Below are 23,041 nucleotides of genomic sequence, written 5' to 3'. Positions count from 1 at the left end.
GGCCCTGGGGGTTGGAAGGTGAAGCGTGACGGCCGTCCCTCGCGGACGCGTGTTCACTGGCACCGGCACGTGCAGCAGCAGGAGTACGTGCACCGGCGTCTGCACTCCATTCTATGGTCCGGCCTGCGCGGCACTGCCCGCTCGTCCAGTCGCGCCTGGTCGGGATGGCTAGGCGGGTGTCGAACATGAAGGTGAACGCCTCGGTTGTCACACCAGCGGATTTCCCGGGCACGCCGGCGGGTGCGATCGTCTCGGTGGCCTGGCGTCTGGAGGGCGCCGGCCCGGTGATCGGCGGCCTGCTGCCGCGCGGGCATCCCGACGGCGGCACACTGGGCAAGCGGATCCTGCGCGGCGAGCGGGTATGGGCCGCTGATCTGCATCCCTGGGACCAGGAGATCTCCGCCGAGGCCAGCCTGGTCGAGCCCGGCCCCCCCGGCAGCCCGGCGCGGATAGTCGTCCATGGGCCGGGCGGCGACATCGTCGGCTACCTGGACCAGCCGAGGCTTCCGCCCGGGCGGCTGGCCCGGATCACGACCGGGCTGCGTCGCGACGCGCGGCAGATCCGGATCCGTGCGGGCGGCCGGGTCTGGTGGGTGCGGGCGACGCACATGTTCGGCGTGCGGGTGATGCGGGACGCTGACACCGTGGTCTACACGACACGAGGTCTGCATGCGGAGTTCGGCTCGGCTGCCGACCCGCTGGACGTGAGCATCGTGCTGCTGACGCTCGCGTCCATCCCGAGCTCCGCCTACGCGCCCATCCTGGGCTTCTGACCGCGGCGGCCCGCGGGCCGCCGCGGCCAGCCGGCCAGACAGTCAGGTGGTGGGGCGGCTGGAGAGCCCGGCGGTCAGGCGCTGACGACCCGGCGGCCCTCGAAGGCGCGACCGAGCGTCACCTCGTCGGCCCACTCGAGGTCGCCGCCCATGGGCAGCCCGCTCGCGAGCCGGGTGACCGTGAGACCCATCGGCGCGATCTGGCGGGCCAGGTAGGACGCCGTGACCTCACCCTCCGTGTTCGGGTCCGTAGCGAGGATGATCTCGGTGACGACCCCGTCCGCGAGCCGAGCCACCAGCTCGCGGATGTGAAGGTCATCCGGCCCCACGCCACCGATCGGGTTGATCGCTCCGCCGAGCACGTGGTACCTGCCGCGGAACTCGCGGGTCCGCTCGATCGCGACGACGTCCTTCGACTCCTCGACGACACAGATGGCCGCCGGATCACGACGCGGATCCGTACAGATCCGGCACAGCTCCGACTGGGCCACGTTGAAGCAGGTCCGGCAGAACCGGACCTTCTCCTTGAGCTCGGTCAGCGCGTGGACCAGCCGGCGGACGTCGGCCGGGTCCGCCGCGAGCAGATGGAACGCAATGCGCTGCGCGCTCTTCGGCCCGATGCCTGGAAGCTGGCCCAGCTCGTCGATCACGTCCTGGACGACGCCTTCGTACACGGCGGCGGCTGACTCAGCCGAGCCCGGGAATACCCAGGCCGCCCAGCGTGCCCCCACCGGGCAGGGCACCGGGCGCCGGCGCTCCGGCACCGAGACCGCCGCCGAGCCCTCCCAGCCCGCCGAGCGCGCCGCCGAGGCCGCCGGTGGCGGCGCTCATCTTCTCGGCCGCGAGCCGGTGCGCGTTGGTGGTGGCGTCCCGCACCGCGGCGAGGACGAGGTCGGCGAGGGTCTCGGTGTCGTCCGGATCCACCGCCGCCGGCTCGATCACGAGATCGACCAGCTCGCCGCCGCCGTTCACGGTCGCGACGACGAGCTCACCGCCGGCTGAGCCGGTGACCCGGGTTTCGGCCAGTTCCTGCTGGGCGTTGAACAGCGCGGCCTGCATCCGCTGCGCCTGCTCGAGAATGTGCCCCAGGTTGGCCCCGCCCCCGGCGGGGATCTGTGGGTTCGACATGACCGTGAGCCTACGTGCCCCCGGATGGAGATCCGAGGGCAACCGATGCCGGATCGGCCGGTCAGCCCGACTGCTCGATCACCGTGGCGCCGAGGCTCGTGCGGAGCAGGGCCATCGCGGCCTCCTCGCCGCCTCGGGCAMCACCCAGGTGGGTGGGCGCGTCCTCGTCGTCGAGGGAGACCTCATCCACCACCGGGGTGTCGCCGRCGGCTCCGGCCACCACCGCCCCGCCCGCCACCCGGTGACCCACGCCGGTCGCCGCGCTCGCCGTCGCGGAGCCAGGCCCGCGGCCAGGTGCGCCCTGCCCGGCCCTTGCGGTCATCACCGCCGCCCGGGCCGCCGCGGCACCACCGCCACCGCCACCTGGGCGGACCCCGGCCCCCTGCATCGGCCCTGGCCCGGCTCCCGGCGTCGCGCCCTGCCCTGGCACCTGGCCCATCCCGGGGCCTGGTGCCGGCGGTGCCGGCGGGCCACCCGCGGTCACCACGGCGCCGGCTCTCACGACAGTGCGTGGCCCGGCTGCCTGGACACCCCCGGGGAACGGACCACCAGACACACCACCGGTGCCGGGTGCCCCTGCCGCCACGGCGGAGGCGTCAGCAGCGGTGGGTACAGGGGACGCGGTGGGCGCGGGGGACATCGTCGTGTGCGCCCGCGGCCCGCCCCCGCCACCGGCCTGGTCGGTGACGGGCCCGGACCATCCGCTCGCGGAGCCGATGCCGTTCGTCGGCCCACCCGGGCCGGCTCCGTTCCCTGGAACGGGGACAGCAGGGCTGGACGTCGCGCTGTAGGGGCCGCCGGGCTGCCCGACCGCGGCCATCTGCGGCGTGTAGCCCGGGTCCGACCCGTTCCCGTACTCGGCCGGAGCGCTGTGCGAGGGCGGTGCGCCGTGGGCGGGCGGTGCGCCGTGGGCGGGCGGTGCGCCGGGTCCGGTGGGCACACCGTGCCCGCCGGGCGGGCTGTAGCCGGCCGGGGCGCCGTACTCGGCCGGCACAGGTGCGCCCTGCCCGCCGGGGCCGCCGTGGAAGTCCGGCCCGGCGTTGCGGCCGGGCCCGCCGGCGGCCGGCCTCCCGGTGCCGCCGGCCCCACCGGGAGGCGGCTGAGGACGCCCTCCCGACGGCCCGGGACCGCCACCACCGATCGTGATCCGCCACGACCCACCGAACCTGTCCGCGATCGCGGCGGCCAGGATCTCGATGTTGTTTCCCTGACCGAACATCTTGGCCATCGCCGGCGCGGAGAACGCGATGATGACCTCGTCGCCGCGGACTTCGGTGACCGACGCGTAGTCCTTGAGGATCGCGTGGGTGCGGCGGCTGCGCCGGCCGGCGAACGCGAGCACCTCGTCCCACACCGCGGTGAGTCCCGCTGCGTCGAGACCGCCGACACCCGCCGCGGGCGCCGGCCCGCGACCCCGTGGAGCCATGGCCGTCGCCGGTTGGGGGGGCGGCCCGGCCGGCAGGTGCGCGGACGCGGAGGGCTGGCCCTGCGGTACGTGGGCGGCCCGCGCGGGCACCGGCCCCGCTCCGTCGGCAGCACCGGCCGGGCCCGGCCGGCCAGGCGCGGACGGCGGCGGTGGCGCCTGGGGAGCGGACTGTGCGGCGGCCCCGTGGCCTGCTGCCGCGTTGCCGCCTGCCGCGAACCGGCCACCGCCGGGGGCACCAGGGGAGTGGGGGCCGCCTGCGTACTCCCGGGCGCCGTCGACGTCCGCCGGGGCTGCCGGCGGCGCCGCACCGGCGAGGGCGGGGGCGGGCACGGGGCGACGCTCGAGCCGTTCGAGCCGGACGGCAAGCGCAGCTGGATCCGCCGCGGCGCCGGGGAGCAGCGCACGGGCCAGGATCAGTTCGAGCAGCAGCCGGGGGCTCGCCGTTCCGCGCATCTCGACGAGGCCGGTGTGCAGGACGTCTGCCGTGCGGGAGAGTTCCACCGGCCCGATGCGGCCCGCCTGGGCGCGCATCCGGTCGACCTGGTCGCTGGAGAACGACTCCAGCAGGCCGCGCTCGGCGGCGTCGGGCACCGCGGCGACCACGATGAGATCACGGAGCCGGTCGAGCAGGTCCGTCGCGAACCGTCGCGGATCATGACCGGACGAGACCACACGGTCGACCACGGTGAACAGTGCGGCGCCGTCGCGCTCGGCCAGGGCGTCCACGGTCTCGTCGAGCAGGATCCCGTCGGTCATTCCCAGCAGCGCCACCGCGCGCTCGTAGCTGAGCCCGCCCTCTCCGGCGCCGGCCAGCAGCTGGTCGAGGACGGACAGCGAATCCCGGACGGAGCCCGCTCCCGCCCGCACCACCAGCGGGAGCACCGCCGGGTCGACGACGACACCCTCCTGCTCGCAGATCGACTCCAGGTGCTTGCGGAGGACACCGGGAGGCACCAGCCGGAAGGCGTAGTGATGTGTCCGGGACCGGATGGTGGCGATCACCTTGTCCGGCTCGGTGGTGGCGAAGACGAACTTCAGGTACGGCGGTGGCTCCTCGACCACCTTCAGCAGCGCGTTGAACGCCGCCGCCGTGACCATGTGTGCCTCGTCGACCACGAAGACCTTGAAGCGTGCCGACGCCGGCGCGAAGAAGGCGCGTTCCCGCAGGTCACGCGCATCATCGACGAGACCGTGCGAGGCGGCGTCGATCTCGGTGACGTCCATCGACGAACCGGTGCGGATCGAGACGCACTGGTCACACACCCCGCAGGGCTCCGGCGTCGGGCCCTTCTCACAGTTCAGCGACGCCGCCAGAATCCGGGCCGAGGAGGTCTTCCCACAGCCGCGGGGGCCGCTGAACAGGTAGGCGTGGTGCAGCCGCCCGCTCCGCAGTGCGTGCCCGAGTGCGTCGGTGACGTGCTCCTGGCCGACCACCTGGGCGAAGGTGGCGGGCCGGTACCTGTTGTACAGCGCAGTGCTCACTCGTCTGCTCCGGATGCTCGCAATGCTCGCCCGAACGAGGAGGACCCCCCGCACACCCGCCAGAGCCCGCTTACCCTTGCTGCCTTCCGGCCCTGGGGGAGTTCACGAGGGTAGCGCCGCACGAGGGGTCTGCTGGGCAGTCTAGCGGTCCGCCCGCGATCATGGCGGCGGGGGTCCGGTGGCCGCCTGTGACCCCGTTCGCGCCCCCCGGCACCCCACTCCGCGCCGCCGTCGGATAGGCTCCCCCACGGAGGATTCGCCTAGTGGCCTAGGGCGCACGCTTGGAAAGCGTGTTGGGGGCAACCCCTCGAGAGTTCGAATCTCTCATCCTCCGCCGTGATCTTTCCGGGTCCGTCGGCCTGCTCAGGCTTCTGACCAGGCACAACGCGACCGGCCCCGTTCTCTCCCGACGTCTCTCCCGTCCTGATGAGGACATGGAGCGGACGTCGCGTCGCACGCGGTACCGCAGCCGCGACCGTCTCGGCCGCCTTCTGGCCTGCCGAGCGCAGCAGATGCGTGTAGAGCGTCCCCGCGATCRCTGTCGAAGAGTGACCGAGCCGTTTGGACACCAAGGTGATGTCTGCGCCCTCGGCATCCAGATCGGCCTTCCGACGGAGCCCCTCTGCTCGGATACCCCCACCGGGTCGTCGCTATCCGAATCCGAATGATTGCGATACGCTTCCATCGGGGGGATGTGAGCGATGTCCGGACTCCGTAGGGGTGCCGTCGCTGTACACGGCCTGTGGCGTCCGGGCGGTGCGGGTCACCAGCCACGGGCTTTTGGGTGTGCCGTCGCCGTCGCCCTGACGCTGYTGGGGCTGGATGTTGCTTTCGCGGTGCTGCTGGACCTGCGCTCCGCCCGTGTCGCCACGGACCTCGTCTCCGTCGCCGCCCAGTTCGCCGCCGCGGCCGCCTGTTTCTGGACCGCCCGGTGGGTACGCGGGGCGGAGCGCCGCTGGCGGGTGCTCGTCGGTCTCACTGCCACCGGAGCGATGCTCGCCAGCCTCGCGATCGTACCGACGTTGCTGGCCGGAGACCTGCCCCACAGGCAAGGCATGTCCCCGGGGTATGCCGTCTTCCTCTCCCTCTACGGGGTGGCCCTCGTCGGGCTGCTGTCCGTGCCCACCGACCCGGTGGATGACCGGGGCGGGAGCGCTGGCAGGCGGCGACGCGGCGTCCACCGCTGGCATGCGATCACCCTGCTGGACTGCCTGCTGATCGCAGGCTCGCTCGTCCTGTTGCAATGGGGGACGGTGCTCTCCGCGGTCGTCCAGACGGGCCCCGACATCAGACCATTCCGGCTCGCCCTGACCCACCAGGGTGCCGGTCTGATCCTCGCCACCGCCGTCGTGCTGATCGCCAGCTTCCGCCGACCCCGCGCCCCCGCGACACTGGCACTGCTGGGCACCGGCCTGCTGGCCTACGGACTCACCACCAACATCATCTCCTACGTCGCCGCGGAGCACGGGTTCCACCTGCCGCCCTGGGGCCTGATCGGGTTCGCTTTCGCCTTCCTGCTGATCTTCCTCGCCGCGTTCGTCCCGGTCCCGACCCGCACGCCCTCCGAGGGCCCCGCCCCGCCCAGCCCGCGGGCGATGTGGGCACACGCCGCGCTGCCCTACGCCGCGCTCACCGCCGCGGGCCTGCTGATCCTGAGCAAGCTGGCCACCGGTGCCCGCCTCGACTGGTTCGAGACCTACGGGATGATCACACTGCTGGTGCTCGCCCTGCTACGGCAGATGGTCACCCTCGCCGAGAACACCCGGCTACTCGCCGAGATCCGGGAACGCGAACGGCAACTGCACCACCAGGCGTTCCACGACCCGCTGACCGGCCTGGCGAACCGGGCACTGTTCACCCGCCGGCTGCAACGAGCCCTCACCCAGGGCACCGACAGYGACGCCACCCACGCCCCCGCCGACGGCACGGTGTCTGTCCTGTTCCTGGACCTCGACGGCTTCAAACGGGTCAACGACGCCTTCGGCCACGCCATCGGCGACGAACTCCTCCAGATCAGCGCCGACCGGCTACGCGCGGAAACCCGTGCCATCGACACCGTCGCCCGCCTCGGCGGCGACGAGTTCGGCGTCATCCTCGACGGCGGCGGCCCCGACGACCCCCGCCGCATCGGCGAACGGCTCGCCACCGCCATCCAGGCCCCCTGCCTGCTGGCGGGGCGGCCCTACMCCCCCCACGCCAGCCTCGGCCTGGTCACCCTCGACAGCGCTGCCCACCGACCCGCCACTCCCGACATCCTGATCCACCAGGCCGACCTGGCCATGTACGTCGCCAAACGGGAACAAGCCGGCGGACTCGTCATCTACGAACCCGAGATACCCACCCCCACCCACCACCCCGGCCGCCCTGGACAGCCGTAGACAGCCGTAGACAGCCATAGACAGCGCCCTGAGTGGGGCGCAGAGCGCTGTTCGGGTAACCGGCCGGGGTGGACCAGCGTGGGCGGGGGTTTGACCGGCTCACCCCGGGCAGAAAGTGGGTTGGAGCGCTGGCTGGCCTACTGCATGGGTATGTCGGCGTGGCTTGCGGCGCCCTGACCGGCCGCCGGCCCTGGCACGTCCTACCCCGGGACCGGCGGTCCGATGCTCGACGGTCGCGCGCTGAACGCAGGTCGAGTAGCCCGGCCTCCGTAGCCGCCGATGAACACCATCCCGTCGGCCGGCCCGACCGGGGGCAGGCCACGGAGTGTCACACCGTCATGGAACTGACCGGTGCGCGCGCCTTCTCTGCCGCCGCCTGATCGACCTTCACGCGGTTATGGTGCACGGAGTGCGGTGACCGACTCGACGAGTCCGTCGTGTTCGAGCTGCCGCAGGATGTCGTCGACGGACCCCGGCGGGTTCGTTCGAGAGCCGGTGATCTGCCGGATGGCTGCGGCAGCCCTCTGTACCCGGATGCCGACCTGGTCCAGGACGAACGCATCGGGTGACTTGGCCTCGACGCCCCATGGTTCCAGGTCGGTGGCAGGAAAGTCCTTCAGGTTTCGAGTGACGATGGCCTGCGCACCGGCCTTGACCGCAGCGGCCAGCACATGCCGATCTTTCGGGTCGAGGAGCTTGAGACCCTCGATCAGTGGCTCGTAGTCGGACACCATGGCTCGGCGGAGTCGCAGCCCGGGACGGAGCCGTTCGGCGAGGAACTGACACACCTTCGTCGCGGTGGTTTCGGGGCGCCTCGGCGACGGGGAGACCGCAGAGCCACATGCCCGCCAGGCGCGCCGACTCCTGGCCGACGCCGAGTTGCACGGCCACAAGCACGCGATCGATGCCGTGCTCGCCGTCATCGCGCGACAGCAGAGGGGGCAGGCCACCGTCTTTACGTCGGACGTCGACGACCTGGAGAAGCTGGTCCCGGACACGATCGTCGTCAGGAAGGTGTGACCGGCCCACGGTGGTCTCAGCGGCCGATCATTAAGGCGTCCGACAGCGGTGGCGCGGTCCGGGCCATGGCTGTGCTCATCTCGGTGGCGATGCTCGGGAACGGAGGAGTGGCCGTGGCCGCGTTGGAAGTGGGTGGGCGTGCCGCAGCCGGTCAGCGCCTCGGTCGGTCGTCAGCGTTTGACGGGGTGGTCGGCCGTCTCGCGGAGGGTGGCGAGGCGGGCGCGGTACTCCTGTTCGTCGATCTCACCGCGGGCGAAGCGGTCGGCCAGGACCTGCTCGGGGAACGGCCCGGTGGGCCCCCCGGTGTCCGTAGGCCCGGCGGGTGGCCGCATCGGGGGACGAGCGCGATCGCCGGCGTGGGTCAGCGCCCGTACTACCAGCACCGCCCCGATGATGAGCACAGCCCAGAACAGCAGCATGCCCAGGGACATGGCGAACCAGCCCCAGCCGTTCATGCCGTGGCCGTCGTGCCAGTACATCATCACTGCCACCTTCCGGAGTGAGTGGACGGACGGCCCGAATCGGATCCCGCTCCGCACTCCCTCCTACCTCCAGGGTGCGGCGACTCGCGCAGGAGCGCAGGTGCTGGACGACCCGAGGCCACCGGGCGGTCCGGACCCGGACCGTGGGGGCTTCGGGTGGGTTGATGGCGATGGGCCGGTTCGTGTTCCGGCGGACGGTCGTGCGCGGAACCTGTCTGCACGAGTTCGGTCGACAGCCTCAGCTGGATATCTTTGGGGTGTCTCGGCGGGATTGGGAGATGGGCGCTGCCGTGGTGGCCGGGGCGTCGACCTGTGCGGTGAAACGGCGCAGCCGCAGGCTGTTGGCGACGACGAACACCGAGCTGAACGCCATGGACGCACCGGCGATCATCGGGTTGAGCAGGCCTGCCGCGGCCAGGGGCAGCGCCGCGAGGTTGTAGGCGAACGCCCAGAACAGGTTGCCCCTGATGGTTGCCAGGGTGCGGCGGGAAAGCCGGATCGCGTCGACGGCGGCCCGCAGGTCGCCGCGGACGAGGGTGAGATCGCTGGCCTCGATGGCGACGTCGGTGCCGGTGCCCATGGCGAGGCCGAGGTCGGCCTGGGCGAGGGCGGGGGCGTCGTTGACGCCGTCACCGACCATCGCGACGACCTTGCCCTCGGCCTGCAGGCGCCTGATCACGTCGACCTTGTCGGCTGGCARCACCTCCGCGATGAGGGTGGCCGGGCTGGTCTCGATGCCGACCTCTGTCGCGACCGTGCGTGCGACGGCCGCGTTGTCGCCGGTGAGCAGCACGGGGGTGAGTCCCAGCCGGCGGAGCTGGGCAACGGCCTGTGCCGAGGTGGGTTTCACGACGTCCGCGACGACGAGGACGGCGCGGGCCTTCCCGTCCCAGGCGACGCCGACGGCGGTGCGGCCAGCTGCCTCGGCGGTGGTCCTGGCCGTGGCGAGGTCGGGCGGCAGCGGTTGGCTCCACTTCTCCAGGAGGGCCGCCCGCCCGATGAGGACGGCGTGCCCGTCGACGACCCCCTGGACGCCGAGTCCTTCGAGGTTGCTGAACTGCTCGACGTCGGGCAGGTCGCCGACCCGCTCGCGGGCGCCGCGTGCGACCGCGGCGGCGATCGGGTGTTCGGACGCGTTCTCCAACGCTCCGGCGAGCCGGAGCATCTCGGTCTCATCCACGCCGGCGGCGACGTGGATCTCGACCAGGTTCATGCGTCCCGTGGTGACGGTGCCGGTCTTGTCGAGCACGATCGTGTCGACACGTCGGGTGGATTCGAGTACTTCGGGGCCCTTGATGAGGATGCCGAGCTGCGCTCCCCGGCCCGTTCCGACCAGCAGTGCCGTCGGGGTGGCCAGCCCGAGGGCACACGGGCAGGCGATGATCAGCACGGCGACCGCGGCGGTGAACGCGGCGGCCGGGCCGGCGCCCGCGCCGAGCCAGAAGGCCAGGGTGGCCGCGGCCAGGGTGATGACGACCGGCACGAACACGCCGGAGATGCGGTCGGCGAGCCGCTGCGCGGCGGCCTTGCCGTTCTGGGCGTCCTCGACGAGCCTGGCCATCTGGGCCAGCTGGGTGTCGGCGCCGACCCGGGTGGCGCGCACGACCAGTCGCCCGCCGGCGTTCACCGTCGCTCCGGTGACGGAGTCGCCCGGAGCGACCTCCACGGGGACGGACTCGCCGGTCAGCATCGAGGCGTCGACGGCCGAGGAGCCTTCGTCGACCTCGCCGTCGGTGGCGATCCGCTCGCCGGGCCGGACGACGAACCGCTCGCCGACGGTCAGCTGCCCGATCGGGACCCGGACCTCCGTGCCGTCCCGCAGGACCGCCACGTCCTTGGCGCCGAGTTCGAGCAGCGCGCGCAGCGCGGCGCCGGCCTGTCGCCTGGCACGCGCCTCGAAGTACCGGCCGGCGAGGATGAAGGTGGTGACTCCGGCCGCGACTTCCAGGTAGATGTTGCCGGTGCCGTCGCCGCGGGCGATCGTCAGCTCGAACGGGTGCGTCATCCCCGGCGTCCCGGCTGTGCCGAACTGCAACGCGTACAACGACCAGCCGAACGCCGCACCGACGCCGATCGAGATCAGCGTGTCCATTGTCGCGGCGCCGTGTCGCAGGTTCGTCCAGGCGGCGCGGTGGAAGGGCCAGGCGGCCCAGGTCACGACGGGGCTCGCCAGGACGAGCGAGAACCACTGCCAGTTCGTGAACTGCAGCGCTGGGGCCATCGCCATCACGATGACGGGAACCGCGAGCACGATGCTGGTGATCAGGCGGTGGCGCAGTGGTCGGATCGGATCGGGTTCGGTGCCGGCCACACCTGCGGCCGGTTCCAGGCCCGCGGCCGGAGGCCGGGGCAGTTCGGCGGTGTAGCCGGCTGCCTCCACCTGGGCGACCAGCACGGCCGGGTCGACGCCCTCGGGGGCGCTCACCCGGGCTTTCTCGGTGGCGTAGTTGACGGTGGCGGTGACGCCGTCGAGTTTGTTCAGCCTGCGTTCGATCCGGTTGGCGCAGGACGCGCAGGTCATCCCGCCGATCGCGAGCTCGATCTCGGTGACCGGGGCGTCGGTGGCGTGCGCCGTGGCCGTGGCCGTGGCCGTGGTCGTGGCGGTGGCGGCGGTCGTGGTTGTGGTGGGGGTGGTGGTGCTCATGCCGGCAGATGTCTCCTCTCGCGATCAGTGCCCATGGCTGTCGTCGGCGTGCCCCGCCGTGGGCGATGTCGTGGCGGCGTCCGGCACGGCCGGTCCGGTGGGAACCGTGAACTCCGCTGTGCGGACGACTCCGTCGTGCCGGAAGTCGAGGAACAGCCGATAACGGCCTTCGGTCGGCACGTCGGCCACGAACGGGATGTCCGGGCCGGCTGAGGTGTCCTCGCCGTCGGGATGTACGTGCAGGTAGGCCAGGTCGCCCTCACGCAGCGCCACCAGGTGCCCGTAGGCGCCGAGGTAGGGCTCCAGGTCCGTCACCGGCTGCCCGTCCCTGTGAACCGTCAGGGTGAGCGGCGATGCCTGCCCGCCGACCAGGTCGCCGGCGAGAGTCACCTCGTAGCCGTCCACCGAAGCGGTGCGTGTCGGCAGATGGGTGATCGGCTCGAACAGGCCCGGGGCGGTGAGGTCGACGCCCAGGGTGGTGGCCGCGGCGCCGGTTGGGGTGAAGTCCGCGAACGCCCGGTAGGAACCGGCCGTGCGCACCGGCAGGGGAACCGACCAGGTCCCGTCGGGTGCCATCGTCGGATGGAGGTGCTGGAACGCGCTGCCGTCGCGGCGCACCACGATCAGGTGCATCCGCCTGTCGTGCTCGATGTCGAAGGCGGTGACGGCTTCCCCGCCGGGCCCGGTGATCCGGAACGTGAAGTCGTCCGTGTCATCCAGGGCCAAGGTCGACACGGTGGGTGTGAAGGTGTAGCCGCTCAGGCTCGACGCCAACCCGCCCGGCAGGTCCGAGGCGTTGTCCGAAAGGTCATCCGGGGCGGAGCCGCGGTGGCCGTCCCCGTGGCCGGTGCCGTCGGCGTCGGCGTCGGCGCTGTGCTCCGGGCTGGCGGTGGCCGCGTCCAGCGGACCGACCGCCGCGCCGACGCCGTAGGCACCGCCGATGACCAGGGCGAGCGCTGCGCCGAAGGCGGACAGTTTCGCGATCGTGTTCATTCGCACTCCCTTCTCGCGGGGCCTGGCCGTGGCCGCGTCCCGCAGGGGCGCCGGCCTCAGCCGACGAGYTGGTAGCCGGCCTCCTCGACCGCGGTGCGCACCTTGGTCGGATCGAGCTCCTGGTCGCTGGTCACGGTGACCGCGCCGGAGCCCAGGTCCACGGCCACGTTGGTGACGCCGGCGATCTCGCCGAGTTCCTCGGTGACCGAGGCGACGCAGTGGGCGCAGGTCATGCCCGTGACCGTGTAAGTGATCTCGTTCATCAGAGGTCCTCTCCCAGGGGCTGGGCGTCTCAGGGGCTGGGGCGACGCGCCGGAACCCGACGCACTCGAACCATACCCCCGGGGGGTACCCATGGGAAGGGCGTGAGAGGCCGGCAGAAGCGCGGGAAACCCGGACTCAGTCGTCGTGAGGTGCGGTGCCGGGGGAATGGGCGTGGCCCGAGGTGGGCTGAGGCGGCTGCTCCGGTTCGCCGCTCTCGCCCGCCACCGGCGGCGGCGGCGTGGGGGTCGTCCCGCCCTCGCCGCCGTGGGGCGTCGTCGGATGCTCCTCGCCCTGACCGTGGGGGTGCGGGACGGATTCCTCGGCCACCTCGTGGCCGTGGCCGTGGCTGTGCGAACCGGCGAGTTCCACAGCGGGCAGCGCGAGGCCGGCAGCCCCGGCGCCGGCGGCACCGATCACGACGGCCGCGCTGAACGAGGAGCGGAACCCGCGCGTGTGCCGGGACCACAGGCCCCACAGCACGAGGACGCAGACCGCTGCCTCGAACGCGACCGTGGTGAGGTCGACTCTGTCGACCTGCTCGGGCATGCCGGAGTGGGGGCCGACGGGTAGCCCGGAGGTCCGGCTGACCGCCCACAGGAGGATCGACCCGGTGTTGACCAGCAGGCCCGCCGCCATCGTCGGCAGGCCTGCCGTCCGCATCACGGCGAGGGCCCAGCCCACCTGGAAGATCGCGGTCGCGAAGAAGAACACCCCTGACAACGGCCAGTCACCGAAGTGGCTCGGCGCGACAGCGAGATGGGTGGCGGCGGCGCCGAGCGAGGCGAACGCCGCCATGATCCTGCCTGCCCCGATGTCGGTCATGATCCGAGGCTCGGCCCGCCGCCGGGGCGACATCCTGGCCGGGGTCGCGTCGCGGGCGGCGTGGCGCCCCGTCCGGCGGATCACAAGTGGTGCGGTAGGTGGACCGTCCACGGTTCGCCTCACGTGGTCAGGCGGGCCGGCGCGGTAGTCGTACGGGCCGGTGGGAGGTGCCGTATCGATGGGCCACTCCCTGGCTGAATGCCCGCGGTGTCGTCCACCCGGAGCTTCGTCCGCCGTGGCGCGCCGCCGGCTCGTGTGTCCGCTGCCCGGGTCCGTCAGGTCCGTCACGGCAGCGGCGCGGCCCGGTAGCCGAGATCCTCGATCACCTTGACCACGTCCTGCGGCCTGCTCTGGCTGAGGTCGAGCTCGACGGTGGTGCGCCCCTGCCTGAGGGCGGTCTGGGTGCTGCGCACGCCTGGCAGGTCCTCCAGCGCGTCGTCGATGAGCAGCGAGCAGCTGCCGCAGTGCATTCCCTCGACGCGGAACGTGTGCGTGGTGACGGGCACTGTAGGTACTCCGTTCTCCTTGTTCGATCGAAGCGGACGTGGTCGGACGACGGCGACGCGGACGTGGTCAGACGACGGTGATGAGGCCGGTGTACATGCCCATGCCGCACGCGTAGCGCAGCCGGCCGGGCTCCAGGACGCCCAGGTCGATCGTCGTGTCACCCTGGGCCGGCAGGATCTCCTCGACGTCGCGGTCGGGGATGACGAAGGACTTGATGCAGCCCTGCACGTCGTCCGAGTGCACGATCAGCGTGGTGGGCACGCCGGCCTGCACCTGGACGTTGCCCGGGCTGTAGGAGTCGGCGCTCGCGGTGATCTCCACGGTCTGGCGGCCCTCGGTGGTCGAGGCTGCTGCCGTGTCGGCCGCCGGCGGCCGGGCGAGACCGAGGGATTCGGCGAGTCGGCCGGCGGCCAGGGGCGAGCCGGCGAGTTGCAGGCCGCCGTTGAGGGTGTAGAGCCCCATCGCCAGCACGACCAGCCCGGTGACCGTGGCCAGTCGGCTGCGCCACGCGGTCGCGGCCCTGCGGGCGGCGTAGCCGAGGACGGCGAACAGCGGGCCGGTGCCGAGGACGAACACGCCCATCGTGGCCGCGCCCGCCGGCGCGGACCCGGACGCGAGTGCCAGCGCCTCCACCGACAGCGTCACGCCGCACGGGATGAGCACGGTGGCCAGGCCGAGCAACGCCGGTGCCAGAGCGGTCTGCGAACGGRCGCGCCTGCGGACGATCCTCGTCCACGACGCGGGCGGTTCGACGACGACGCGGCGGAATCCGGGTACGCCCAGCTGGGCGAGACCGAACAGCACGATCAGCAGGCCGGCGCCGATCTGCAGCCAGGTGCGCGCGTCGACCGAGAGCTCCACCGCGCTGCCAGCCGCTCCCAGCAGCGCCCCGAGCAGCACGTGCGAGACCAGCTTGCCGGCCAGGAACCCGCCGACCGGCGCGAGGTCGTCGCCGAGCCGCGTGCGCCAGTCCGGTTCCCTCCCCGCCTGTGGCGAGCGCGTCCCCGGACGGGACCGCGCGCGTTGGACACGGGCCGAGTGGCGCCCCCGGACGGGCACGCGACCGGGTGGCCGCGCTGATCCCGCCGCCGCGGCACGTTGTCGGGTGATCAGGCCGGTCAGCAGTCCGCCCTGTACCGCGGCACAGGACACCCCGCCCGCGAACAGGCCGGTCACGAGAACAGTTGCGAGATTCACCGAACCTCCGCGACGGCGGACGTGGGCCCGACTGCATGTTGAAGGGAGCGCCGGGACCGGGGGCAGGATCGGCACGCGGTCCGGCGTGAGTGGCCAAAGGTCACGCTAAACCACTACTGCACGTAGTAGACAAACGGGCCGACGGTGACCGGAGACGGTGCCCTGTGCCGCTGTCGGCGGGGAGGTGGGGGCGGCGACCGGAACACTTGTTCCGTTTGGTTCACGGCCACTATCCGGCGGACCTTTGTTGCGCGGGCAGGTACGGTCCAACGACCCGAGGAGGGTGAGTGGCTCGGACCATCTACTACGGAAGCTAGTAGGTGATGAAGGTCGGCGGTTCRTCGCTCTCGGTCCGTATCCGGTCCTGCGCCGCGAGGCGTTCCCCGCCGGTTGTCGATCTCGGTGCCGGCCTGGCGCGTACTGCGTCGACCTGCGCTCTACGCGCATATATACCTGTACCCCCCAGGGGTATAGATATATGTTCCGGGCCAGGCCGCGGGCCAGGTGCGGTCGTTCGCGGGGGGAGCCGGTCATGTCTTCACGGGTGGACGACGGTCGGATGTCGACCGTGGTTCTGGAGCTCTCCGGGCTGCGGTGGGCGACGGAGAAGGCGCGCGTGGAGGTCGTGCTGGGYCGGTACCCAGGGGTGGTCGTCGCCGAGGACGTTGGGCGGGCGKCAAGGTGTTGCAGCGGCCGATCTCGCCTGATCCGAGGGCGGGCGGCCGACGAGCCCTCGAACGGAACATCCACTACGCGGCGTAGTAGTCGTCCTCCGGAATGTSGCTGCGCGGTGGCCTTGTCGTGCCCCCGCGACCAAAGAGCCTTGGGCATTCTCACCAGGGAAGAAGGGTTGATGGCTCCTCCTCGAGGGCACCTCGCACGCACCCACGGGTGAACGGTCGCGGCGTCGACAACTAGCCGCAGTAGTAGTCTCCGGGCGACGRCCGCGGGAGAGGTGACGTGACGCGCTGCGAAGCACCGGCACGACACGACGGGCTCTGGGCTCGACTCATGCTCGTGTCAGCCGTCCTGCTCGGGCTGCTGGCGATGCACGCCGGCCTGGCCGCGCCGGCGCACGCGCTCGCTTCGCCGCCCTGCGTCGAGGGAACCGATCGCGACGTTCACCCACACTGGTCCCACTCGCACGAGCCTGGGGCCGAACACCATGGCCACCAGGGCGCGCTCTGTTCGGCGGTGTTCCGTGACGACCCCGAACCGGATCCTCACGACGGCGAACAGCGTGGCCTGGCGGCCACGTCCACCTCCTTCGGTGCTTCCGCCTTCACCAGGGCGCGTGGCGACCCACCGCAGACGCCGCCGCCTCGGCACGTGACCGACCTGTCTGTCCATTGCGTGTGGCGGCTGTGAGCGGACCGGCGTCGGACGTCGCGCACGCCTGTCGGCGCGCTCGACGGCTCCGGCCTCAGCTCCGTTGGCAACCCGACACCGAGGACGACTCGTGCGAAGAAGACACCACCTTGGACTCGCCGCCGTGACACTGGCTCTGACAGCCACGCTCACGGCGTGCGGGGGCGACGGCACCCCGACGGCGCCTTCGTCCGCGACGGCAGGAAGCAGCAGCGACGTCAACGCCGACGACCACAACAACGCGGACGTGATGTTCGCCCAGATGATGATCCCGCACCACCAGCAGGCCGTGAGGATGGCGGAGCTGGCACCCGGACGTGCTGCCGACCCGGCGGTGCTCACGCTGGCCCAGCAGATCGGGACCGCGCAGACACCGGAGATCGAGACGATGACCGGCTGGCTTGCGACGTGGGGTCAACCCACCGCCATGCCCGGTGCCGGGGGTCACGGCGGCGGCCACGGCACCGACGACATGGGAATGATGTCGGAGGACGACATGACCGCTCTCCAGAGAGCGTCCGGTCAGGACTTCGACCGCATGTTCCTGGAGATGATGATCCGGCACCACGGGGGTGCGATTGCGATGGCACGCACCGAACAGCGGGACGGGCGGTTCCCCGACGCCGTCGCCCTGGCAAGGACGATCGAGTCCACGCAGGCCGCAGAAGTCGAAACCATGAAGGGTCTGCTCGGTACCGGATAGCCGATGCAGGGCCCTGGGGCGCCGGCGCACGGCCGGCGCCCCAGGGCACCTCGGGTCCAGGTGCGACACTCGGCACGACGAACGCGAATGTCGGTCGCGGCGAAGGACCTGACGACGAGACAGCTGACAACCGGAAGGGCGGAACGGTGGAACGGCTGGGAGACCTCGAAGCCGAGGTCATGGACCAGTTGTGGGCGGCCCGCGGCCCGGTCTCCGTGCGCGGCGTACGAGACGCCCTGCAGTCCACGAGGCCGCTCGCCTACACCACCGTCATGACCGTCATGGACCGGCTGTTCCACAAGGGGTGGCTCGTCCGAGATCGTGTCGGCCGCTCCTACCAGTACCGCCCTGCGCTCAGCAGGGGCGAGTACACCGCCAGAATGATGCGCGACGTGCTGTCCACGACCGACGACAGAGGGCTGGCTCTGCTGCACTTCGTCGACACCATGGCCCCCGCCGAGTACGAGGCACTCCAGGAAGCCCTGCGCTGGCACCGAAGCCGTCCCCCTCGGGCGGCCGAACCACCGTGCGTCGAGGGCGAGACCTCGTGAGTCTCGCCCTGCTGGCCGCCTATGTCACCGCCGTCGGAGTCCTGTTCCCTCGCCGGCTCGCCCGGGCCGCATGGACCTCGCACGCACCCCGACTGGCCGCAGGCACCTGGCTCGTCACGGCTGTCTCCGTCCTGAGCGTCGCGTTGCTGGCCGCGGCAGTCCTCGTGACTCCGCTGCACACCCTCGGTGACGCCTTCGTCCTCCTCCTGCAGGGCTGCGGGTGGCCACCGCAACTGCGTGCGCCGTCCGGACCGAGCGAGTACGCCGGCCTCGCCATCATCAGCTGGATGGTGGGCAGCACTGTCTCCTCGGGCTACGTGGTCTGCCGGGCAGCGCGGCGCGAACGCCGTCGACATCGCTGCGACCTCCACCTGCTGGGCGAGCCGGCCGGGACCGGCGTGGTCGTCCTCGACCATCCGCAGCCGAGCGTGTTCTGTGTTCCCGGCGACGGCGGACACATCGTGCTGACGCGCGGCGCCCTGGATGTCCTCTCACCCGCGGAACTGGTAGCCGTCCTCGCTCACGAACGAGCTCACCTGAGCGGCCGTCACCACGTCATCGTCCTTCTCCCCGCCATCCTCGCCACCGCATTCCCGCGCATGCCGCTCTTCACCCTCGCGCTGAGCGAGGTCCGTCGGCTCGTGGAGCTCGCAGCCGACGACAAGGCGCTGCGCCGCGCCACTCCGGCAACCCTTGTGCAAGCCGTTCTCCGCCTCGCCGCACCCGCCTCGGCCCAGCACCCGGCTACGGGCATGTTCCACGCGACCGGCACCGCAACCACCGAACGAGTCCTCCGCCTCGTCACTCCACGGCCCCGCCGCGCACGGCTCGCCATGCTCTCCAGGCTGTTGGTCGCCGTCTCGTTCGCGGCCACACCGCTGGCGGCCGTCGCCCTGCCGGCCGTTACCGACCTCGCCTCCCACTGCACTGAGATCACCACTTCACGTCCTCCTGCCGAGGTCGACCGCCGGTAGACGACGTCGAGGTTGCAGTGCGTCAGCTGAGTTCGGCGGGCAGGGGGAGGCGGGCGAGGCCGCGGTCCGCGAGGKAGCCGAAGGTGACGTGGCCGTCGTGGGGCAGGGCGGAGCTGACCGCGGAGAAGCGGCCGGTGGTGTCGTGGAAGCTGAAGACCGGTTCGCCTTCGGGGCTGAGTACCTGGGCGAAGCCGTACGGAGCGCGCAGGCCCTCTCCCTCCCCCGGGGGCAGCGCGGCGATCTGCCGGCGCAGGTCGGCGATCTGCCGGCGCAGGTCGGCGCTGGTGGCGAGCGCGTCGACGGCGTCCGAGCGAAGGTCGCTGCCGCCGACCCACACCCGGCCCCGGTCGTCGATGACGATGTTGTCGGGGCCGTTGACGAGCGACGGCCCGAACTGCTCCGTCGTGCCTTCTCGGCTGTCGTCGAGCCACACCCGGGTGAGACGGAAGCGGAACGACTCGGCGACGAGAACGTGGCTCTCGTCGGTGGCGACGTCCACGCCGTTCGCGAAGTACAGGCCGTCGGCCACGACGTCGGTGACGCCGGTCGCCGGCTCGTAGCGCAGCAGCCGGCCGCTGGGTCGACCGTCGAGGAAGTCGTTCGGGAACCCGGGGAGGTAGACGGTGCTGGCCTCGGTGAAGTAGATCGTGCCGTCGGCGGCGACCGTGACCTCGTCGGCGAAGAAGATCAGGTTGCCGTCGATCCGGTCGGTGAGGACCCAGGAGYCCCCGGTGGTGACGTTCACCGCCATGATGCCCTGTTCGACGACGGCGGCGATCAGGACGTCTCGCGAGTAGGCGGCGAGGCCGAGCGCCCGGCCGTCCAGGGTGGCGACGCGGTCGATGGTCCCGATGCCGCCGCCGGCGTCCTGGGTGATGCGCCAGATGCCACCGTCGGCGGTGGCGGGGTAGAGGTGGCCGTCGAGGCCGACGGCGACGTCCTCGGCACCCTCGAGTTCCTCCTCGCCGACGATCTGCGCGTTCTCGATCAGCTGGTTCGCCGCCAGTGGTCCGTCCAACGCGGGTCGGGGTGGGAGGTCCGTCCACACCACGGGCTCGAAGTCGGGTGGCAGCACCTCGACGTGACGGTCCACCGCCGGGCCCGACGGTTCCCGGCGGGGAAGCTCGGGCCGCCCATCGGGCCCGACGGCGCCCGAAGCGGTGGATGCGCCGGAAGCGCCGGAAGCTGCGTCGCTCGCGGCGGAAGCGGAGCCGGAGTCACCGCTGGAGCAGGCGGCAGCGGCGAGCAGGCCCGTGACGAGAAGGGAGGCCGCGAGGGAGCGGCGGAGGTTCCTCATGGGCGAGAGCAGAACAGTTCGGCCTCAGCCGACGCTCCGCGCAACCTCAGGACCCCCTCAGGATGCGTGGACGAGGCGCCTTCGTCCTGAGCCCGTCCTGAGGTCGGGATGTTTGACTGTCCGGTATGCCGCCCCGACTGCTCCTGGTCGACGACGACGATGCCATCCGCGACATGGTCGGGACGGCGCTGCGGTCCGCGGGCTTCGAGACGACCGTGGCGGTGGACGGCCGCGATGCGCTGGCCAGGCTCGCGGAGATGACACCGGACCTGATCGTCCTCGACGTGCTGATGCCGGGACTGGACGGTCTTGAGGTGTGCCGGCGTCTGCGCGGGCGGGGTGAGACGACGCCGATCACGCCGTGGCCGCCACGACCACCGAGCTTCGCCAGCTCAGCCACGCCCTCGACGCCATGGTCACCAGCATCGACCAGTCACTGGTAGCACAGACGCGGTCGGAGGGCCGGCTTCGGGAGTTCATCGCCAACGCGTCCCACGAGCTGCGCACTCCGCTCACGGGCGTGAGCGGCTACCTGCAGCTCGACCTCGATGGTGCCTTCGCCGACGGCGAGCATCACCAGCGCTCGATGCGACGCGCTCTGGACGAGGCCAGCCGGATGCGACGCATCGTCACCGACCTCCAGCTGCTCACCGAGCTCGACGAGAACCCCCTACCCACGGCCGTCGAGGTGGACATCAACCCGCTGCTGCGCGACGCCGTGCACGACATGCGCGCGCTGGATCCGACGCGGACCTGGACCCTGGACCTGTCGGCGCAACCGCTCGTCGTGGCCGGCGACGCCCACCAGCTCCGCCAGGTCGTGACCAACCTGCTGGTCAACGTGCGTGTCCACACGCCACCCGCCACCGTCACCACCGCGCGGGCGAGCCCGGGGGATGGATCCATCGTCATCGAGGTGTCCGACGACGGGCCCGGGCTTCCCGCCGGCGACCTCGAACGGGTCTTCGACCGGTTCTGGCGCCACGACCCGTCCCGATCGCGCGCCTCGGGTGGCAGCGGGCTTGGCCTTTCCATCGTCGCCGCCGTCGTCTCGGCGCATGGCGGCGCTGCCGAAGCAGCCCGTGCCCCCGACGGCGGGCTCACCGTCCGGATCGTGCTTCCCGCGCCCGGCGCCCCACCCAGACGGCCGTGATCGGCCCCAGCGGGGCAGGCGGTCAGGCGCGGTTGGGAGGGCTCAGACGAGGCGGATGTCGGCCCTGGGCGCTGCGGGGCGCAGGCGGGTACGACGTAGGCGGGGGCCRACGTCGTACCCGCGGCGAGGGGTGGCGCCGGCGGCCACGGCAGCCCGCTCGTCCACAATGCTCTTGTTGATCAGCGCGAGCAGGCGGCCACGGTCGACATCGCCGAAATCTCGTAGCAGGCTGGCAAGCAGAGTCATGCGATGCTCCTCATTGTCCTGTCTTCGTGCCACGAAAACAGGATCCGCAGCCTTTTGCCTACCTACCCGGTCAGCTGCCTCCCACACCTGCGCCTTCCACACCTGCGAGACCTGGCCTGTCGCTCGCCTGGCAACGGGGCGAATTCCGCCCCGACAGATGCGGGCTGCGAGGTGGATCATTCGTAGGCCGGGAAGGATCGGACACGGACCAGAACCTGTCGCATTGTGGGGCGGCGGATCACAGCGCGCCGAGCCTGGCGGGAAAAGGCAGGGCGGGRTGGAGCGCGCACCGGTGGGAGAAAGGGAACCGCGGCGGGGCGGCGACGCTGGGCGGATCGCAGACTCGGTGCGGCTGGCGGCGGTGCGTGCCTGCGACCTGCTGGACACCGGGCCGGAGGAGTCGTTCGACCGGCTGACCCGGATGGCCTCGACCACGTTGGGGGTGCCGCTCGCGTTCATCACTGTGATCGACGACCGGCGTTCGTTCTGGAAGTCGCAGGTGGGGGCGGACGAGGCCGAGGGGATCGGTCAACAGCAGCCGGTCACCGAAACTCTCGGCGCGCTGGTTGTCGAATCCGGCGCGCCGGTGGTGGTGCCGGACGTCGCGCTGGACAGCCGCACGCGCGGAGATCCGCTGGCGCTGGCACTCGGCATCGCGTCGTGGGTCGGTTATCCCGTCCACGGCCCGGATCGGCAGATCGTGGGTGTGCTCAGCGTCGCGGATGTCCTCCCGCGGGCCTGGAGCTCACGCGATCTCACTGTTCTCGAAGCACTGTCCGAGATCGCGACCGGAACGATCACGTTGCGGGGGGCCCTGGGCCGGGCGACGGATCTCGCCCGGACCCTTCAGCAGAGCCTGCTCCCGCCCACACTTCCCGACCTGCCCGGTCTGGACATCTCGGCCCGCTACCGCCCCGCCGGGGACGGCGCCGAGGTGATCGGGGACTTCTTCGACGCTTTTCGCACCGGGCCCGGCGCGTTGGGCGTCGTCCTCGGCGATGTCGCCGGAAAGGGCGTCGAGGCGGCGCGCGTGACGGCGCTCGCGCACTACACGATCAGGGCGGCCGCGAGCCACCGGACCGATCCCGCCGGTGTGCTGGGTGAGCTGAACACCGCGCTGCTGACCCAGCGTCCGGACAGCGAGCGTTTCCTCACCGCCGTGTACCTCAGCGTCCGGCGTTTCCGGCGTTTCCGGCGAGGTCTGCTGCGGGTGACGATCTGCTCGGCGGGTCACACCCCGGTTCTGCTCCGCGGCGCCGACTACGCCGTGCGTCCCGTCGGCGTGCACGGACTCGTCCTGGGTGTCTTCGGCGACGCTCAGCTCGTCAACACGGAGGTGCGGCTGCGCCGCGGCGAGATGCTCCTGCTCTACACCGACGGTGTCACCGAGGCGCGACGCGGTGACGAGCAGTACGGAGACGAGCGTCTCCGCGGGCTTGTCGCGGCGCTCGGCCCGGCCAGCGCCGCCGACCTCACGGCGGCCGTCGAAGCCGACGTGCTCACCTTCACGGCCGGCCCTCCTCAGGACGACATCGCCATCCTCGCGCTCGGCCTGCCCCACGAGCCCGGCATCCGCTGATCGCCGCACGTTTCCGAGACGTCAGCTGTGCTGTCGGTCCGCGTCCGGACTGGT

Annotated in this window: 21 protein-coding genes, 1 tRNA gene, 1 other RNA gene and 1 pseudogene; 10 read left to right on the top strand and 14 right to left on the bottom strand. The window is 71.8% G+C overall.

Features of this window, described 5'->3' with window-relative positions; genetic code table 11:
• The first annotated feature begins 185 nt into the window (after positions 1-185).
• Positions 186-773, top strand: a complete 588-nt coding sequence (locus tag CC117_RS03150; RefSeq protein WP_071082289.1) for a hypothetical protein — start codon at positions 186-188, stop codon at positions 771-773.
• Between the two features lie 74 nt (positions 774-847).
• Here CC117_RS03150 and recR read toward each other — a convergent pair whose 3' ends face one another.
• The 4 genes from recR to ffs all read right to left on the bottom strand — a co-directional run bounded on the left by recR (position 848) and on the right by ffs (position 4,942).
• Positions 848-1,447, bottom strand: a complete 600-nt coding sequence (gene recR / locus CC117_RS03145) for a recombination mediator RecR (RefSeq protein ID WP_071082243.1) — start codon at positions 1,445-1,447, stop codon at positions 848-850.
• A 13-nt stretch (positions 1,448-1,460) separates the two neighbouring features.
• Entirely contained in the window at positions 1,461-1,901 is a 441-nt protein-coding gene (locus CC117_RS03140) for a YbaB/EbfC family nucleoid-associated protein (RefSeq protein WP_071082242.1), read from the bottom strand.
• A 61-nt stretch (positions 1,902-1,962) separates the two neighbouring features.
• On the bottom strand, positions 1,963-4,809 hold the full coding sequence (locus CC117_RS03135) for a DNA polymerase III subunit gamma and tau (protein WP_071082241.1): 2,847 nt from the start codon (positions 4,807-4,809) through the stop codon (positions 1,963-1,965).
• A gap of 36 nt (positions 4,810-4,845) precedes the next feature.
• Positions 4,846-4,942: signal recognition particle sRNA small type (ffs, locus tag CC117_RS03130), an RNA gene on the bottom strand.
• Positions 4,943-5,058: 116 nt separating this feature from the next.
• Between ffs and CC117_RS03125 the strand changes: the two genes are divergently transcribed.
• Together CC117_RS03125 and CC117_RS03120 are read left to right on the top strand one after the other, a co-directional pair.
• Positions 5,059-5,143, top strand: a tRNA-Ser gene (locus CC117_RS03125).
• 367 nt (positions 5,144-5,510) lie between these two features.
• Positions 5,511-7,187: a GGDEF domain-containing protein gene (locus CC117_RS03120; protein WP_071082240.1), complete on the top strand. Its 1,677-nt coding sequence runs from the start codon at positions 5,511-5,513 to the stop codon at positions 7,185-7,187.
• Between the two features lie 395 nt (positions 7,188-7,582).
• Here CC117_RS03120 and CC117_RS38540 read toward each other — a convergent pair whose 3' ends face one another.
• On the bottom strand, positions 7,583-7,918 hold the full coding sequence (locus CC117_RS38540) for a PIN domain-containing protein (RefSeq protein WP_241829783.1): 336 nt from the start codon (positions 7,916-7,918) through the stop codon (positions 7,583-7,585).
• Between the two features lie 109 nt (positions 7,919-8,027).
• On the opposite strand from CC117_RS38540, the pseudogene CC117_RS38535 reads away from it, so the two are divergent.
• Positions 8,028-8,207, top strand: a pseudogene (locus CC117_RS38535) (hypothetical protein); the annotation flags it as partial.
• A gap of 170 nt (positions 8,208-8,377) precedes the next feature.
• On the opposite strand, the gene CC117_RS03105 reads toward CC117_RS38535, so the two are convergent.
• The 7 genes from CC117_RS03105 to CC117_RS03075 all read right to left on the bottom strand — a co-directional run bounded on the left by CC117_RS03105 (position 8,378) and on the right by CC117_RS03075 (position 15,116).
• Entirely contained in the window at positions 8,378-8,689 is a 312-nt protein-coding gene (locus CC117_RS03105; protein WP_084131386.1) for an SHOCT domain-containing protein, read from the bottom strand.
• A 238-nt stretch (positions 8,690-8,927) separates the two neighbouring features.
• Positions 8,928-11,333, bottom strand: coding sequence for a heavy metal translocating P-type ATPase (locus CC117_RS03100; protein WP_198541706.1), 2,406 nt, complete (start codon positions 11,331-11,333; stop codon positions 8,928-8,930).
• A 24-nt stretch (positions 11,334-11,357) separates the two neighbouring features.
• Complete coding sequence (locus tag CC117_RS03095) at positions 11,358-12,326, bottom strand: hypothetical protein (protein WP_071082235.1); 969 nt, start codon at positions 12,324-12,326, stop codon at positions 11,358-11,360.
• 56 nt (positions 12,327-12,382) lie between these two features.
• The gene (locus tag CC117_RS03090; protein WP_071082233.1) at positions 12,383-12,589 is read right to left on the bottom strand and encodes a heavy-metal-associated domain-containing protein; all 207 of its coding nucleotides are present in this window, start codon (positions 12,587-12,589) and stop codon (positions 12,383-12,385) included.
• Between the two features lie 136 nt (positions 12,590-12,725).
• Positions 12,726-13,412: a hypothetical protein gene (locus tag CC117_RS03085; protein WP_071082231.1), complete on the bottom strand. Its 687-nt coding sequence runs from the start codon at positions 13,410-13,412 to the stop codon at positions 12,726-12,728.
• A gap of 284 nt (positions 13,413-13,696) precedes the next feature.
• Complete coding sequence (locus CC117_RS03080; protein WP_071082229.1) at positions 13,697-13,918, bottom strand: heavy-metal-associated domain-containing protein; 222 nt, start codon at positions 13,916-13,918, stop codon at positions 13,697-13,699.
• A gap of 67 nt (positions 13,919-13,985) precedes the next feature.
• Complete coding sequence (locus tag CC117_RS03075; RefSeq protein ID WP_071082228.1) at positions 13,986-15,116, bottom strand: urease accessory protein UreH domain-containing protein; 1,131 nt, start codon at positions 15,114-15,116, stop codon at positions 13,986-13,988.
• A gap of 1,459 nt (positions 15,117-16,575) precedes the next feature.
• Here CC117_RS03075 and CC117_RS03065 point away from each other — a divergent pair.
• From CC117_RS03065 to CC117_RS03055, 3 genes are all read left to right on the top strand, one after another.
• Positions 16,576-17,187 carry a DUF305 domain-containing protein gene (locus CC117_RS03065; protein WP_071082224.1) on the top strand — a complete coding sequence of 204 codons (612 nt, stop codon included), beginning with the start codon at positions 16,576-16,578 and terminating at the stop codon, positions 17,185-17,187.
• 146 nt (positions 17,188-17,333) lie between these two features.
• On the top strand, positions 17,334-17,738 hold the full coding sequence (locus CC117_RS03060; protein ID WP_071082222.1) for a BlaI/MecI/CopY family transcriptional regulator: 405 nt from the start codon (positions 17,334-17,336) through the stop codon (positions 17,736-17,738).
• Positions 17,735-18,712, top strand: coding sequence for a M56 family metallopeptidase (locus tag CC117_RS03055; protein ID WP_071082221.1), 978 nt, complete (start codon positions 17,735-17,737; stop codon positions 18,710-18,712). The genes CC117_RS03060 and CC117_RS03055 overlap by 4 nt, the downstream gene beginning before the upstream one ends.
• Before the next feature lie 22 nt (positions 18,713-18,734).
• On the opposite strand, the gene CC117_RS03050 is transcribed toward CC117_RS03055, so the two are convergent.
• Positions 18,735-20,009 (bottom strand): SMP-30/gluconolactonase/LRE family protein, encoded by a 1,275-nt coding sequence (locus CC117_RS03050; protein ID WP_071082219.1) that lies wholly within the window; start codon positions 20,007-20,009, stop codon positions 18,735-18,737.
• A gap of 125 nt (positions 20,010-20,134) precedes the next feature.
• On the opposite strand from CC117_RS03050, the gene CC117_RS03045 reads away from it, so the two are divergent.
• Positions 20,135-20,452 (top strand): response regulator, encoded by a 318-nt coding sequence (locus CC117_RS03045; RefSeq protein WP_071082217.1) that lies wholly within the window; start codon positions 20,135-20,137, stop codon positions 20,450-20,452.
• Positions 20,371-21,162 carry a sensor histidine kinase gene (locus CC117_RS03040; RefSeq protein ID WP_198541705.1) on the top strand — a complete coding sequence of 264 codons (792 nt, stop codon included), beginning with the start codon at positions 20,371-20,373 and terminating at the stop codon, positions 21,160-21,162. Before CC117_RS03045 ends, CC117_RS03040 begins: the two co-directional genes overlap by 82 nt.
• 42 nt (positions 21,163-21,204) lie before the next feature.
• Here the strand turns inward: CC117_RS03040 and CC117_RS03035 are convergent, their stop codons facing one another.
• Positions 21,205-21,408 (bottom strand): hypothetical protein, encoded by a 204-nt coding sequence (locus CC117_RS03035; protein WP_071082215.1) that lies wholly within the window; start codon positions 21,406-21,408, stop codon positions 21,205-21,207.
• Positions 21,409-21,700: 292 nt separating this feature from the next.
• On the opposite strand from CC117_RS03035, the gene CC117_RS03030 reads away from it, so the two are divergent.
• Positions 21,701-22,987 carry a PP2C family protein-serine/threonine phosphatase gene (locus tag CC117_RS03030; protein WP_071082213.1) on the top strand — a complete coding sequence of 429 codons (1,287 nt, stop codon included), beginning with the start codon at positions 21,701-21,703 and terminating at the stop codon, positions 22,985-22,987.
• Positions 22,988-23,041 lie beyond the last annotated feature (54 nt).

This window comes from Parafrankia colletiae, from assembly GCF_001854655.1.
Lineage (GTDB): Bacteria > Actinomycetota > Actinomycetes > Frankiales > Frankiaceae > Parafrankia > Parafrankia colletiae.
The sequence above is the reverse complement of the archived record's forward strand: the minus strand, read 5'-3'. Positions and strand labels throughout refer to the sequence as shown.